The following is a 14,536-nucleotide window of genomic DNA, read 5'->3' as shown; positions in this document are numbered from 1 at the left end:
GTTGGTTCCTCTCATTCCGCCGCTTCGGCCAGCGCTGCGGGCGCGGCGGGGTGGTAGTGCAGCTGATCGGGCCGTGCGTACGTCACGTCCCAGTTGGGTTCGCCCTTCATGAAGTCGGGCAGGTTGGTCATGTAAATCGCGGTGCCGAACGCGCCGTCCCAGATGCGCGGCTTCCAGCTGTCGTCCACGCAGTCGCAGTCCGCGCCGTATTCAGCCTCGCCGCCCGCCGGGCAGGGAACATAGAGGAACGCCGCGCTGGTCAGCCGGTGGCGGCCAAAGCCCCAGTTCCAGTCGCCATACTTGTAGCCGCGCCGGTCGAGGTAGTTCTTGGCCACCATCAGCTCGTCGATGTCTTCCACTTCCCAGTTGGCATGGTGGAACTTCAGCGTCCCGTTGAACCCCGGCATCGGCGCATGGGCATCGGCCAGGAACACGTTGTGGTGCTCAAAGCAGCCATCGGCGCGCATGTAGACGCCAAAGCCCTTCTGCATGTCGGTGATCCGGAACCCCAGCTTGTCGCGATAGAATTCCAGCGCCTGCTGGACATCCGGGAAGGTCCAGACGCAGTGATGGGTGCGCTTGGGCAGCGCGCGGTCGATCCACTTGCGCGGCTGGTTGAGCCGCTCGATCCGCCCCACCGTGTTCTGCGGGGTCGGCGCGCCGTGCACCACGCGCGGCTGCCACACAGCCAGACCAATCGCCTGCCCGAACGGGGTGGTGAAGTGGACAACGCCTTCGGCATCGGTGGTCAGTTCACAGTCCGGCTCCAGCCGCGCCGTGATCCGCGCCAGCCCTTCGGCGCTGTCCACCGCCCAGACGCATTCGTACACGCCCTTGCCGGTCTGCGCGGTGTTGGCGGGCAGGCGCGGGTGGCCATGTTGCAGGATCAGCGTCTGCGATCCGTCCGCCACTTCGAACAACGCCGCGTCCGCCGCTTCCTCGATCAGGGTCAGCCCGAAATCGGTGAAGAAGCGCACGCAGGCTGCAACGTCATCGACCGCCCAGGTGAGCCGCCGGATTCCGATAATTGCCATGCCAGAACTCCCGCAAGAATGTGGCGGCAGACATGGGCAAGGCGGCGACGCGGCGGGTTGATCCAGCGCAAATCCAGCGCATGGATTGAATGGGTGCAAAGCTATCGAAAAACCGGAACGCTTATTGCAGCGTGGTCAGCGCGGATCGCACCAGCTGCGCGAGCAGATCGGCCAATGAGGGCCGGCGCCCGGCGCCAGTGACGACAATCCGCATCGCCGGCTTTGTGTTGGCTAATTCAGCCGTGCGCCGTTCGAACGCCAATCGACCTGCGCCGCGCAATCGGCATCCAGTGCATCGCCAGCCAGCAATGCAGCCAGAGCGCCAAGCAGGGCCAGCGCAGGGGTCGCACCTTCGGCACTGGCTTCGCCGCCCATCGCCTCGACGACCACGGTCGCCATCGGCCGCCCACCGGGGCCGCACGACAGCATGTAGCCTGCCCAGCCGTCGAGCAGCGCCAGCACCGCCTCGGTCGGGGCTCCGGCCTCCAGCAAGGGGCCAATGTCGCGCGATGCGGACCGGCCAAAGGCCTGGCCCAGTTGATGCGGCATCGCCTGAAGCAGGCTGCTGGCAAGGGCCACGAATTCCTGCTGCTCCCCCCCGGTCGCAGCCGCGCTATCGAAGGCCAGTGCGGCCATTTGCCGCTGCCATGCGGCCACATCGCCAGTCGAGGGATCGGTTCCAGATGTCATCGCCTTGGCATTCCGCCTTCACGCATCCGAGTCAACCGCACTGCGCCATGCCGTGACCCATTCGGGGACAGCGGCGCACAGCGCGCAACGAAAAGGGCCCCGGGGTTTCCCCCGAGGCCCAGATCAGCATCCCTCCCAGGAGTGCTTTTCGTCGATCTTAGAACTTCAGGCCGGCCGTGATGCCATAACGGCGCGGTTCCAGCGTGAAGATGTTGGTGTAGTTGCCCGACGACTGGTCGGTCACGTACAGGCCGGTGATCGAGTCCTTGTCGAACAGGTTCTGCACCCACACGCGGGCAAACCACTTCTTGTCCGGACCATCGAGCTGCAGCTGCGCATTGACCTGCGTGAAGCTGTCGATCTCGTTGACCGCACCGTTGAAGATGTTGCCGGTCGACTTGCCGGTGTAGACGAAGTCCGCACGCGGGGTCAGGGTCATTTCGCCGATAGGCGCGGCATACTGGACACCGGCCGAGAACTTGTAGTCCGGCGCGCCGGGCAGCTTGTTGCCCTTGATGTTGACCGGAATACCCGACGAATAGACCTGCACGCCGCCAAAGGCCGCGCCCACGGTCGGAGCGAGGGCATCGAGCACCGCGCAGATCCCGAACGCACCGGTCGAGGCGATCCCGCTGTTCGCGCCGAAGCCGGTCGTGCCCCGCAGGCCAGCACCGCCGGCAACACCCGGAATGGCCCCGGCGTTGATCAGCGCGTTTGCCTGGTTGACGAACCCGTTGGCCCCGGCCGCGTTGCCCGCGGTGGTCGGCGCCACGGCGCAGTTCGCACCGTTGGTGATGTCCTTGATGATCACCGAGTCCGAGCGGCCCGCGCCAAAGTCACGCGGGTTGGCCAGCATCTTGTCCTCGGACACCTTGGTGTTGAGGTAGCTGGCGCTCATGTTGACGGTCAGTTCAGGCGTCGGCCGGATGATGGCTTCGGCTTCCAGACCCCAGATGTTGGCGCTGACGTTGTCGTTCACCGAGGTACGAGCCACGATGCGCGACAGCTGCAGATCCTTGTACTGGTAGTAGAAGCCGGTCAGGTTCAGCGTAACGTTGCCGAACTGGTTCTTCGAGCCGATTTCGAAGGCGTTGACAAATTCCGGCTTGAACCCTTCCGGAACCGCGAACACCGGCGACAGCGGCGGGTTGATACCACCCGACTTGTAGCCGCGCGAGTACGAGGCATAGACCAGGTTATCCGGGGTGATCGCATAGTCGAGCACCGCGCGGCCGGTCCATTCGCTGAAGTTCACCTTGCGGTTCTGGAACAGCTGGTTGCCCGGCAGGCCCGCGTCGGCATCGAACGAACCGACATAGGGCGACGAGAACGCATTGGTCGAGGCGACCGGCGCGAGGAAGCTGGCCAGCGTGGTACGCGCCGAGATCGACTTTTCGTCGTTGTTGTAGCGGATACCCAGCGTCAGCTTCAGCTGGTCGTTGAACTTGAAGTAGGCTTCACCGAACAGGCCGTAGGTCTTGACCTTCAGGTCGTCGGTGTTGTTGCGGTAGAACGGCGTCGCCAGGTAGGCGGGCGGCAGGCCCGCGCCCAGCGCCGAGAACGCGCCCACGACACCGGTGAAGTAGTCGATGCCGAACGAGTTCACGTAGTAGCTGTTCTCGGTCATGTGCAGTTCGCCGTAGATCCCGCCTACGAGGAAGTTGAACATGCCGTCCCAGTCGGACGAAAGGATCGCTTCCGCGGTCCAGCTCGACTGGGTCTGGTTCGAACGGTCGAAGTCAGTAGGGGTCATCGAGCAGACACGGTTGCCGCCGAACGCCCCGGTGCCGGTTTCCTCAGGCAGCGAGGTGCAGAGCTGGCCCGCCGCGCCGTTCGGCGTCAGCGCGCGGTAAACCGGCGCCAGGTAGGTCTGCAGGCCCGCGCCCAGCGACCCGGCGTTCGCCGCTGCCAGCGCGCTCAGCGCCGGAGCATAGATCGCGCGGTTCTGGACCGAGTTATTGTAGTCCTGCGAGGAGTCGACTTCGACTTCCTGATAGTTGCCGCTGAGCTTCAGGTTCAGACCGCCGCCCAGTTCCTGCGCGAGGCTGCCCTGGATGATCAACTCGTCCGTGAAGTAGGTCGGGTTGGTATCGGTGTTGACCACGCGGGTGTCGGCCGGGTTGACCACGCCAGCATAGGCGTCCGGACCATAGCTGCTGCCCAGCGCAAACGCGGTCGGCAGGCCGCGGATCGCGAAGAATTCCTTCGAGGTCAGCACGCCCACGAACGTGGTGTTCGCGTTGGTCATTTCATTCGGGCGACCGCCGCTGAGGCAGCCCAGCACGCCGGTCGGGTCGCGCTGGCAGAGCTGCTTCTGGATGCGCATGCGGCTGTCGCGCTCATGGAAGTACTGCGCCATGATGTCGATCGTGGTGGTTTCGCCCGGCTCAAGCCGGATCGAGCCACGCACGCCGTACATGTCACGGTCGTCGATGCGGCTGTTGTCGAACAGGTTCTGCGTATAGCCTTCGCGGTTCAGATAGAACCCGGCGAGGCGCACGCCGACGTTTTCGCCGATCGGGGCATTGACCATGCCCTTGACCTTCACGCCGTTGTAGTTGCCGTATTCCGCCTCAACCGAAGCGCCGAAACCCGACAGGTCCGGGCGCGCGGTGCGGAAGTTGACCACGCCCGAGGTCGCGTTGCGGCCGAACAGGGTGCCCTGCGGACCACGCAGCACTTCGACCTGGGCGAGATCGTAGAATTCGCCTTCGAAGATGCGGGTGCCGAACAGCGGCGCGTCGTTCAGGTGGATGGCGGTCGCGCTGTCGCAGGTCACGCCGACGCAGAGGTCGCCGATGCCGCGGATGGTGAAGCTGGAGCTGGTGAAGTTCGTCTTGGTGAACGTGACGTTCGGCAGGGTCAGCTGAAGGTCGCTGGTGTTCTTGATCTGCTGCTTTTCCAGCGCTTCGGTGCTGAAGGCGCTGACCGCGATCGGCACGTCCTGCAGACGCTGGTTGGCGCGCTGGGCGGTAACGATGATGGTTTCGGCATCATTGGCCGTATTGTCGTCCGACGATTGTGCAAATGCCGGAAACGCGATTGCGCTGGCACATACGCCAGCAAGCAGGGTCAGTTTACCCCTCATCAGCCCTCTCTCCTTATAATGCCCGTCCCTTTTTCCGGGCGGTTGCGCATACGAATAGAACACCATGCGGAGCGCTTGACAACCGGTTTTAATCGCTCCGTTAGTTATCGCGGATTCCGTAGCGTAATGGCCACACCTGCTGCCGGAATCAGGCGGCCAGTGCGGCAGAAATGCTGCACTGGGGCCAGCTTGCCGATTGTTTGCAAAGCGCAGTGCCGCGTCGCGATTCAATTGCGGCGGCCATAGGGAAATCCACGTTGCAAACGGCTGCTGCTTCGGACAAGTTCCAGCCTTGGAAACGGGGAACATTGATGGGTCAGCGCCCAGCGGATGGGGCAACGCCGCACTATCGCGCGTTCATCAGCTATAGCCATTCGGACGCCGGTTTCGCCAACTGGCTGCACCGCCAGCTGGAAGGATTCCGCGTGGCGGAAGCTGGCGGCGCGGAGGCCACGCGGCTGGCGCCGGTGTTTATCGACCGGGCCGAACTGGCCGCCGGAGACCTGCCGGCGCAAGTGCGCGATGCGCTGTCCCGCTCGGCCGCGCTGGTCGTGGTCGCCAGCCCTGCCGCGCGCGCCAGCCAATGGGTCGATCAGGAAATCCGCCTGTTCCGCGACCTGCATCCCGACCGTCCCATTCTGGCGGCCCTGATTGAGGATGAACCCGAAGCCGCATTCCCCCCGGCGCTGCTGACCCACAACGGGCAGACGCACGAGCCACTGGCCGCCGATTTCCGCAAACACGCCGATGGCAAGCGGCTGGGCCTGCTGAAAATCGTGGCCGGTCTGACCGGTCAACCGCTCGACCGCCTGGTGCAGCGCGATGCGCAGTCCCGACAGCGCCGCGTGATGGCCGTCACGGCAGGGGCCGTGGCAATCAGTCTAGTGCTGGCGACACTGCTGATCCTCGCCCTGCGCGCCCGCGCCGAGGCCGAGGCGCAGCGCGCCGACGCCGAGGGAATGGTTGAATTCATGCTGACCGATCTCAGGGACAAGTTGAAGGGAGTCGGCAGCCTGAGCACGATGGACACCGTCAACCAGCGGGCGCTGGACTATTATGCGCGGCAGGATCTTTCGACCTTGCCCGACGACAGCCTTGAACGCCGCGCCCGCCTGCTTCAGGCCATGGCCGAAGACAACCTGCGCACTGCCGCCGGACGCCCTCAGGCCCGGCAGGAAGCGCTTGAAGCCTGGCGCGTGACCGATGGCCTGCTGAAGCGCCGCCCCAAGGATGCAGAGCGGATCTTCAACCACGCGCAGAGCGAATACCTGCTGGGCTACATCGCCTACCTGACCAAGCGAGCCGATGGCCAGCGCAACCTGGACCAGGTCAAGCTCCACTGGGAACGCTATCTTGCGCTGGCCGACCGCCTGGTCAGTGCCGACCCGGCGTATCCGCGCTGGCAGCGCGAGCTGGGCTACGCTCAAACCAATCTCTGCGCCGCGAACCTCACGGCCCCCGCCAGCCCGCAGATCGCGCAGCCGCATTGCGCCGCGGCGCGGCAGATCGCCCAGCGGCTGTGGCAACAGCAACAGACCGACCTTGTCAGCGGGCTCGAACTTGCCAACCGCCTGGCGTGGGAGGCGGATTCGCTGGCCGCCCTGTCCCGGTTCGATCCGGCGATCGCGCTGCGGCAGCAACAACGCGACCTGACCCGCACACTGGGCCGGGCGCACCCCAAGGATGCCCGCGCCATCGAGGCCGAAATGCTCGCCGACCTGGGCCTCGCCAAATTGCTGGGGCAGGCCGGCCGGCCAGCCGAGGCGCGCGCTGCGGCACGCGATGCGCAAGCGCTGGCGGACCGCCTGACCAGGCTTGATCCCGCCAACGCCGACTGGGCTGCCTGGCGCCGCGACGCCATTGCGCTGAGCGCCGCCCCGGCATCCCCCCAATCCCGCAAATCAGGAGCAGAATGATGAGCAACCCGCGCCTATCCAGCAACGATGATGAACTGCCGCTGGCCGGCCCTGCCGCAACGGGGAGCAGCGTCAAGCAGGCCGTGGTCGTATTCGGCATGACCCCGGACGGCACCGGCAGTGCCCGCAACCTCGCGCTGACCATGCGCGATGAGGGGCCCGACCGGATCGTCGGCGGCGACCAGACCAAGGGCTTTTCGCTGAACATCAAGCCTGGCGAACAGTGGCAGATCGTCATCAAGCTGGCGAAGGACTGGAACTGGACGTTCGATGACAACCCGATCAGCTTCAAGGTTGCCGGACAGGCCCGGTATTACCAGTATGTCTCGCATACCGCCGATACGCTGACTTTCACGGCCCGCTCGCGCTACGACACCCCGAACCCGCCGACGCCGCAGCCAGAGCGGCACCATTTCAATCTCTATGTCGAAATCGGCCAGTCCAGCGCCTTGAAGAATGGCTTCCGGATCGACCCCGAAGTCAAGAATCCGCCGCCGAACGACTGATCGAGCGCCATGTCCGTCCCCGCCTCGCTCCCGGCAATCACCGCCCTGGCCCGCGCCGGAGCGATCGACCGCGCCTGGGATCTGTTCATCGCCGCCGGCTACCTCGAACTAACCGCCGATCCGGCTGCGCTGGCAGTCAAGGGGCGGCTGCTCAAGGACCGGGCGCGAACCGGACCGATCCCGGATCGCGCGGTGACATTTGCCGAAGCGGCAAGCGCCTATGCCGCCGCGCACGCGCTCAGTCCTGCCCCGTACCTGGCGATCAATGCGGCCACGCTGCGGCTCCTCGCCGGGGACCGCGGCGGCGCGCAAGTCGGCGCGCAGGAAGCGCTGCGCCTGCTCGATCAGGCCCAGCCAGCCGCCGACACGCCCTACTACCTGGCCGCGACCCGTGCCGAAGCCCTGCTCCTGCTGGACGATCTGCCAGGCGCGCAGGCCGCCATGGAACAGGCCGTGCAGCTGGATCCCGATGGATGGGATGACCGCGCGGTAACGCTGGCCCAACTGCGGGCCATCCAGCATGCCCGGAACGGAACGGTTGACTGGTTGCAGGCATTTTCCCCGCCCGACAGCCTGCACTTTGCCGGGCACATGGGCATCAGTGCCAGCGGCCGGAGCGAGGCCGACATTGTCGCCGCGATCGATGCGCTGCTGGAACGCACGCGAATCGGCTTTGCCTGGGGTGCGCTGGCCGCAGGGGCGGACATCGTCATTGCCGAGCGGCTCCTTGCGGCCGGAGTGGAACTGCATGTCGTGCTGCCCTGCCCGCCAGACCGATTCGCCGCGCAATCGGTTTCTCCCGCAGGAAGCGTCTGGACCGATCGCTTCTACGCCGTCCTGGGTCAGGCGTGTTCGGTCGTCGCTTCGGGCCATGGCGCGGCAGCGGTGCACGATCCCCTGGCCACAGCCCACGCGGGTGAGCTGGCGATTGGCGGCGCAATCCTGAATGCCCGCCGATTTGGCGCGGCCGTGCGGCAACTGATCATCACCGACGAGGCTGGTGGCGGCAGGAACACCGCCCGGCAAGCCATGATGTGGCCCACCGCCGCCGGGCCGCAAGAACGCCTGGCCATTCCGCGCGACGCCGAAGTCGAGGCGCTGTTTCCGCCAGAACAACCCGATCCGGCGCGTGCGCTCGCGGTGAGCCTGTGCATCCTGCTTGACGGTCTTGACGGCCGCGCCAACCTGGATTCCGCTCAGATTGCGGCGCGCACCGCGCCCGTTGCCGATGCGCTCGCGCTGCTCGATCCCGCAGCGGTCCGTGCCTCTCCGGGCCGCTGGGACGTGCATCTGACCGACCTGGACACGGCCCTGGAAACGGTGCGCGGGATCTTGTCCAGCGCGCGTCTTGCCGGGCTGCAAGCCCCCTCGATCGGCGCACACATCGCGATTTCAACGGCAGTGACCGACCCGGCATCAGGCGCGCGGGTGCCCTATGGCCCCGGTGAGGGAATTGCCCGAAGGCTGGCAACGATGGCTCATCCGGGGCTGGCACTGGGCAGTCAGGCGCTGGCCGTCACCATGGCCGCCCGTGCCACGTCGATCCTGCAGGCGCGGCTGTATCATTTCGGCGATGAAAGCACGGAAGGCGCGGTCTTCACGCTAGGCCCGTCTGGCCTGCAGCCGGACATGGCCATCTAACCGGCAGAACCGGACGCCGGCCAATTGATATCGGCCGAAATTGCCCTCCGTCTAGTACACCTGTTCTTCCAGACGGTGCGGGGCGACCACGACCAGTCCGCCGGGCTCGCGGCGCAGCACGCCGCGCTTTTCCAGCTGGGACACCGTTCTGGACACCGTCTCGCGCGTCGATTGCACGGTAACGGCCAGTTCCGCGAAGACCGGCAGGGGGCGGATCGTCATGTCCGGGGCGCGCCGCGCCCGGCGCAGCAGTTCCGCACAGATCCGCCCGGTGGCCGACAGCATCGATGTTTCCACCATGCGCACCCGCATGGTATCGATCCGGTTGGCCAGTTGCCGCGTTATCGCCACGCCGACACAGGCGTAACTCTCCATCAGCCGCAGGATCGAAATGGTGGCGAACTGCACGCCCCTGCTGTCCACGACGGCTTCGACCTGGGCGCTGGTTTCAACCGCACTCCCGCCAACCAGGCTGCCAAAGAATTCACCGGGCTGAACCTGATGCAGCACCAGCATGCTGCCATCGCGGCCATAGGCGACTTCCTGGGCGAGCCCGGTGGTCACCAGGGTCGTCTCGTCACGCCCCGCAATCGGCCAGAGCACTGCTCCGCGCGGTAGTTCACCCTCGCGCGCGGAGGCGAGGATTGTGATCGCAAGATCATTCCCGCACCCGAACGCCTGGCGCATCACGGCCAGCGTTCCACCTTGCCCCGGCTTATCCAAACACTGCGGCCCCGTTTTCATCGCCAATGGTCACGCTAACACCGGGTGGATATCCGGAAAAGCCCGGATCGCAGCCCCGGCTAGGCCCCGTCACGCGGTCCGGAGTGCAGAAATCCCCGGAAAATGTGCAGTTTTGCCCACAGGACAGCCGCTGGAATACCGCTTGGCAGTGGACCTTATCTTTTCTCACGGCTAATTGCTGTGGTCCAATTATCACGAAAGGGATTTTCCGATGAACAACAGCGACCTCGCCGACAAGCTTGCCGCGTCGCACGACATCACCAAGGCCGATGCACGCAAGCTGGTCGATGCGGTGTTTGCCGCGATCGCGGACGCTGCTGCCGCTGGTGAAGAAGTCTCGCTGAACGGCTTCGGCAAGTTCAAGGTCAAGGACACCCCGGCCCGCGAAGGCCGCAACCCCTCGACCGGCGCGACCATCCAGATCGCCGCCTCGAAGAAGCTGTCGTTCTCGGCCGCCAAGGCGGTCAAGGACAAGCTGAACGGCTGATTGGTCTGACGGTGCGGGCCGGCCGGTCCGCACCGTCGTCCCAAATGCGGAAAGGCCGGCCCGCATCGCTGCGTGGCCGGCCTTTTGTCATGTGCGACAGTCAGGTTCAGGCGGGAACGGTCGCCGGGCTCAGCCGATCGCGCAACTCGCGCCGCAGGAACTTGCCGCTGGCATTGCGCGGAAGGGCTTCATCCATGAACCAGATGTAACGCGGCACCTTGTGCCGCGCCATGATCACGCCGCAGTGCTCCCGCAGTTCTGCCTCGGTCAAGGTTTCGCCCGGCTTCAGCACCACGGCCACGCCCACTTCCTCGCCCAAGCGCTCATCCGCTACGCCAAAGGCACAGCATTCGGCCACGGCGGGATGGCGATAGACCGCCGCTTCGACTTCGGCGCAATAGACGTTCTCGCCCCCGCGCAGGATCATGTCCTTCTTGCGGTCGACGATATAGATGAAACCATCCTCGTCCATGCGGGCCACATCGCCCGTGTGCAGCCAACCATCGGTGATCGATTCCGCCGTGGCTTCCGGCCGGTTGATATAGCCCTTGATCACGCAGGCCCCGCGCACCCACAGCTCGCCCACTTCACCGACCCCAACGGTATTGCCGTCGTCATCAACGCAGCGCGCCTCGAAGTTCGGCATCGCCGGACCCGCGCTGTCAGGCCGGTCGACAAAGAAGTCCCCGGCGATCGAGGTGATGATCCCGCAGGTTTCGGTCATCCCGTAACCCGTGCTCGGGCGCGCGGTAGCCACCTTGTCCTCGATCTTCAGGACGAGGTCCGGCGGCACCTGCGCGCCTCCGCCCGACAGGGCCAGCAGGCTGGAGGTATCGGTCGAGGCAAAGTCCGGATGGTTGATCAGTTCACGCGCCATGACCGGCACCCCGCTCATCGACGTGACGCGCTCCCGCTCGATCAGTTTCAACGCCTCGCCGGGATCCCAGCGATACATCAGCACCAGCTTGCCCCCCGCAGCCGTGGTCGCATAGGCCCCGCAATTGTTGGCGGTCACATGAAACAGCGGCGTGGTGATCAGCACGGCAGGGATCGGCGGGGTTTCCGGCGGAGCGACCCCGGTGGCCCGTTCCACCGCGAGCGCTGACGATGCCGCCGCATACATCAGGTTGAACAGATTGCCCACGCAGCCCCGATGCGTCAGCTGTGCGCCCTTCGGGTGCCCGGTTGTCCCAGAGGTGTAGAAAATGCAGGCATCGGCATCGGGATCAACCACGACATCGGGCATCGCCCCACCGGCGGCAACCACATCGTCCCACGCGGTCACGCCGGGCGCAGGGCCACTCAGGCGGACGCCGACCAGCTTGAGGTCAGCCGCCACGCCTTCGCACTGGCGCAGACGCTCCAGACGCTCCTGGTCCGTGAACAGAGCCTTCGGCTGTGCATCGTTGAGGGCATAGGCCATCTCGTCCGGCGTCCACCAGGCGTTCATCCCCACCACCGCGATCCCGCAGGAAGTGCAGGCCCAATAGATCAGCATCCATTCGGGATAGTTCCGCATGGCAATCGCCACCCGGTCTCCTGCGACAATGCCCTGATCCGCCAGCCAGGCCGCAACCGCATTCACTTGCGCATGTGCATCGGCATAGCTGATCGTCTCGTCACCATAGACCAGATAGGGTCGATCGGCGAACTGGACGGTCGACAGCCACACCTCGCGCACGCTCGGCGGTGCATGTCGATAGGTGCGGATCGGATGGCCGCGCACCTCGATTTCGGTGATTTCGAAAACCCCGCCGGGTCCGGTCAATTCTTCGCGTGCCTGCTTCAGTTCGGCGTAATGCATGTCTCATCCCGGCTCGTTCTTGTTTCGGCCAAGGAAACATAACGACCAGTTGCAGGCAAGGACCGATTGCGTTTGCCAGCGGGGATTTCCCGCGCATTGGACAGCGCCGTGCCGGCCACGACAAGATCGCTGGACAGCAAACCGCGCGCGCGACTGCTGTGCATCGGGTTTATGATGATTTTCGTTCATATTGGTTGCGGGGGCAGGATTTGAACCTGCGACCTTCAGGTTATGAGCCTGACGAGCTACCGGGCTGCTCCACCCCGCGTCACCGATGCGGGCTGTGTTTGTCAGCCCGGGAGAGTTTTGTGTGCCGGTTTGCGGTGCAAACCGGTTGGCGGGCTGCTCCACCCCGCGTTACCGTTTTGGGCTGTTATGTGTCAGCCCTTTTGGATTGTTCATGGGTCGGCCTTGTGGGGCGCGGAGGTCCATAAACGGCGAAGCCGCCGCTCGGGTTTTGGTCCGGCAGCGGCTTTGCTGTGAGTTGTGAATGGGTTTTTTGTCCGTGCTGCTTGCGCCAGCTGTAATGCCTGGCGACGACCTACTCTTCCAACGCTTGAGCGTTAGTACCATTGGCGCAGTCAGGTTTCACGGCCGAGTTCGAGATGGGATCGGGTGGGTCACTGACGCTATGGTCACCAAGCAATAGAGCTGGCGCAAGTAGCGCGGGTTTTTAATCGATGGTGTTGTTCTGGCTGATATCGTCCGCATCGCAGACGGTCATGCGCTGGGCAGGACTGTCATTGATGGTGGGATTCATCAAGCATGATCAGAGTTATTAGGACCGGTTAGCTCCACACATTACTGCGCTTCCACATCCGGCCTATCAACGTGATGGTCTATCACGACTCGAAGATACCTTATCTTGAGGGAGGCTTCCCGCTTAGATGCTTTCAGCGGTTATCCCGTCCATGCATAGCTACCCTGCTGCGCTCCTGGCGGAACGACAGGTACACCAGAGGCATGTTCACCCCGGTCCTCTCGTACTAGGGGCAACTCCTCTCAAGTATCGACGCCCACGGCAGATAGGGACCAAACTGTCTCGCGACGTTCTGAACCCAGCTCACGTACCACTTTAATTGGCGAACAGCCAAACCCTTGGGACCTGCTCCAGCCCCAGGATGTGATGAGCCGACATCGAGGTGCCAAACGATTCCGTCGATATGAGCTCTTGGGAATCATCAGCCTGTTATCCCCGGCGTACCTTTTATCCGTTGAGCGATGGCCCTTCCACGAGGGACCACCGGATCACTATGACCGACTTTCGTCTCTGCTCGACTCGTCAGTCTCGCAGTCAGGCAGGCTTATGCCATTGCACTCTAACAGCCGGTTTCCAACCGGCCTGAGCCTACCATCGCGCGCCTCCGTTACTCTTTAGGAGGCGACCGCCCCAGTCAAACTACCCGCCACAGAGGGTCCCTGCACCGGATAACGGTGCGAGGTTAGACATCAGAAAACAACAGGGTGGTATTTCACCTATGGCTCCACACCAGCTGGCGCCGGTGCTTCAAAGCCTCCCACCTATGCTACACAATTCTTTCCTAATGCCACTCTGAAGCTGCAGTAAAGGTGCACGGGGTCTTTCCGTCTAACCGCGGGTACTCCGCATCTTCACGGAGAATTCAATTTCGCTGAGCATATCCTGGAGACAGTGGGGAAGTCGTTACGCCATTCGTGCAGGTCGGAACTTACCCGACAAGGAATTTCGCTACCTTAGGACCGTTATAGTTACGGCCGCCGTTTACCGGGGCTTCAATTCGGAGCTTGCACTCCTCCTCTTAACCTTCCGGCACCGGGCAGGCGTCAGACCCTATACGTCGTCTTGAAGCCGACTTAGCAGAGTCCTGTGTTTTTGCTAAACAGTCGCTACCCCCTGGCCTGTGCCCCCCACAAATGGTTGCCCATATGTGGGGCCTCCTTCTTCCGAAGGTACGGAGGCAATTTGCCGAGTTCCTTCAGGATACTTCTCTCAAGCGCCTTGGTATACTCTACCTGACCACCTGTGTCGGTTTCGGGTACGGTCTATACGGTGGGGCTATTTCCTGGAACCACTTCGAAGCCTGACCAATCCGATAAGGTCAGACAACACACGTGATCCGTCACACACCACCAGGCCCACGAATATTAACGTGGTTCCCATCGACTACCCCCTTCGGGCTCGTCTTAGGGGCCGGCTCACCCTGCTCAGATTAGCTTTAAGCAGGAACCCTTGGTCTTTCGGCGAGAGGGCATCTCACCCTCTTTATCGCTACTCATGTCAGCATTCGCACTTCCGATACCTCCACGGCCCATTACCAGACCGCTTCATCAGCCTACGGAACGCTCCGCTACCGCTCAGTACAAGTACTGAACCCTAAGCTTCGGTGCATCACTTTAGCCCCGATACATCTTCGCCGCAGGATCTCTTATTTAGACCAGTGAGCTGTTACGCTTTCTTTAAAGGATGGCTGCTTCTAAGCCAACCTCCTGGTTGTTTTGGAAATCCCACATGCTTTCCCACTTAGTGATGACTTGGGGACCTTAGCTGTAGGTTAGGGCTGTTTCCCTTTTGACGACGGACCTTAGCACCCGCCGTCTGTCTGCCGAACTAGACTCGTTGGTATTCGGAGTTTGGTTAGTATTGGTA

9 protein-coding genes, 1 tRNA gene and 2 rRNA genes (1 of these 12 running past the window's edge) are annotated in these 14,536 nt (G+C 63.6%); 4 read left to right on the top strand and 8 right to left on the bottom strand.

Features of this window, described 5'->3' with window-relative positions; genetic code table 11:
* Positions 1–11: 11 nt before the first annotated feature.
* From IE113_RS11785 to IE113_RS11775, 3 genes are all read right to left on the bottom strand, one after another.
* Entirely contained in the window at positions 12–1,034 is a 1,023-nt protein-coding gene (locus IE113_RS11785; RefSeq protein ID WP_189541715.1) for a VOC family protein, read from the bottom strand.
* A gap of 231 nt (positions 1,035–1,265) precedes the next feature.
* On the bottom strand, positions 1,266–1,724 hold the full coding sequence (locus tag IE113_RS11780) for a hypothetical protein (protein WP_189541712.1): 459 nt from the start codon (positions 1,722–1,724) through the stop codon (positions 1,266–1,268).
* 157 nt (positions 1,725–1,881) lie between these two features.
* Positions 1,882–4,812: a TonB-dependent receptor gene (locus tag IE113_RS11775; protein ID WP_189541709.1), complete on the bottom strand. Its 2,931-nt coding sequence runs from the start codon at positions 4,810–4,812 to the stop codon at positions 1,882–1,884.
* Between the two features lie 311 nt (positions 4,813–5,123).
* Here IE113_RS11775 and IE113_RS11770 point away from each other — a divergent pair, with 311 nt between their 5' ends.
* Genes IE113_RS11770 through IE113_RS11760 form a run of 3 tightly spaced genes read left to right on the top strand, consistent with a single transcriptional unit; the run spans position 5,124 to position 8,875 of the window.
* Entirely contained in the window at positions 5,124–6,728 is a 1,605-nt protein-coding gene (locus IE113_RS11770; RefSeq protein WP_189541707.1) for a toll/interleukin-1 receptor domain-containing protein, read from the top strand.
* On the top strand, positions 6,728–7,234 hold the full coding sequence (locus tag IE113_RS11765; RefSeq protein ID WP_189541705.1) for a nucleotide synthetase: 507 nt from the start codon (positions 6,728–6,730) through the stop codon (positions 7,232–7,234). The genes IE113_RS11770 and IE113_RS11765 overlap by 1 nt, the downstream gene beginning before the upstream one ends.
* Before the next feature lie 9 nt (positions 7,235–7,243).
* The gene (locus IE113_RS11760; RefSeq protein ID WP_189541703.1) at positions 7,244–8,875 is read left to right on the top strand and encodes a tetratricopeptide repeat-containing protein; all 1,632 of its coding nucleotides are present in this window, start codon (positions 7,244–7,246) and stop codon (positions 8,873–8,875) included.
* Positions 8,876–8,926: 51 nt separating this feature from the next.
* Here IE113_RS11760 and IE113_RS11755 read toward each other — a convergent pair whose 3' ends face one another.
* On the bottom strand, positions 8,927–9,562 hold the full coding sequence (locus IE113_RS11755; RefSeq protein ID WP_189541701.1) for a Crp/Fnr family transcriptional regulator: 636 nt from the start codon (positions 9,560–9,562) through the stop codon (positions 8,927–8,929).
* 268 nt (positions 9,563–9,830) lie between these two features.
* Here IE113_RS11755 and IE113_RS11750 point away from each other — a divergent pair, with 268 nt between their 5' ends.
* Positions 9,831–10,106, top strand: coding sequence for an HU family DNA-binding protein (locus IE113_RS11750; protein ID WP_189541700.1), 276 nt, complete (start codon positions 9,831–9,833; stop codon positions 10,104–10,106).
* Positions 10,107–10,212: 106 nt separating this feature from the next.
* Here the strand turns inward: IE113_RS11750 and IE113_RS11745 are convergent, their stop codons facing one another.
* The 4 genes from IE113_RS11745 to IE113_RS11730 all read right to left on the bottom strand — a co-directional run.
* Positions 10,213–11,910 carry a class I adenylate-forming enzyme family protein gene (locus IE113_RS11745; RefSeq protein ID WP_189541698.1) on the bottom strand — a complete coding sequence of 566 codons (1,698 nt, stop codon included), beginning with the start codon at positions 11,908–11,910 and terminating at the stop codon, positions 10,213–10,215.
* A gap of 191 nt (positions 11,911–12,101) precedes the next feature.
* Positions 12,102–12,178 (bottom strand) — tRNA-Met (locus tag IE113_RS11740).
* Between the two features lie 260 nt (positions 12,179–12,438).
* Positions 12,439–12,553: ribosomal RNA gene (rrf, locus tag IE113_RS11735) — 5S ribosomal RNA — on the bottom strand.
* Between the two features lie 115 nt (positions 12,554–12,668).
* Positions 12,669–14,536 (bottom strand): 23S ribosomal RNA (locus tag IE113_RS11730); it runs 925 nt beyond the window's last position.

Origin of the sequence: Novosphingobium arvoryzae, assembly GCF_014652615.1 — a bacterium.
GTDB classification, from domain to species: Bacteria; Pseudomonadota; Alphaproteobacteria; order Sphingomonadales; family Sphingomonadaceae; genus Novosphingobium; species Novosphingobium arvoryzae.
This window is presented reverse-complemented; position numbering and strand designations above follow the sequence as displayed.

What these genes read in the sequence shown, in the direction of transcription:
- IE113_RS11770 (WP_189541707.1), top strand. Translation starts at nt 5,124, where the DNA reads ATGGGTCAGCGCCCAGCGGATGGGGCAACGCCGCACTATCGCGCGTTC.
- IE113_RS11760 (WP_189541703.1), top strand. Translation starts at nt 7,244, where the DNA reads ATGTCCGTCCCCGCCTCGCTCCCGGCAATCACCGCCCTGGCCCGCGCC.
- IE113_RS11750 (WP_189541700.1), top strand. Translation starts at nt 9,831, where the DNA reads ATGAACAACAGCGACCTCGCCGACAAGCTTGCCGCGTCGCACGACATC.
- IE113_RS11780 (WP_189541712.1), bottom strand. Translation starts at nt 1,724, where the DNA reads ATGACATCTGGAACCGATCCCTCGACTGGCGATGTGGCCGCATGGCAG.
- IE113_RS11775 (WP_189541709.1), bottom strand. Translation starts at nt 4,812, where the DNA reads ATGAGGGGTAAACTGACCCTGCTTGCTGGCGTATGTGCCAGCGCAATC.
- IE113_RS11785 (WP_189541715.1), bottom strand. Translation starts at nt 1,034, where the DNA reads ATGGCAATTATCGGAATCCGGCGGCTCACCTGGGCGGTCGATGACGTT.
- IE113_RS11765 (WP_189541705.1), top strand. Translation starts at nt 6,728, where the DNA reads ATGAGCAACCCGCGCCTATCCAGCAACGATGATGAACTGCCGCTGGCC.
- IE113_RS11745 (WP_189541698.1), bottom strand. Translation starts at nt 11,910, where the DNA reads ATGCATTACGCCGAACTGAAGCAGGCACGCGAAGAATTGACCGGACCC.
- IE113_RS11755 (WP_189541701.1), bottom strand. Translation starts at nt 9,562, where the DNA reads ATGCGCCAGGCGTTCGGGTGCGGGAATGATCTTGCGATCACAATCCTC.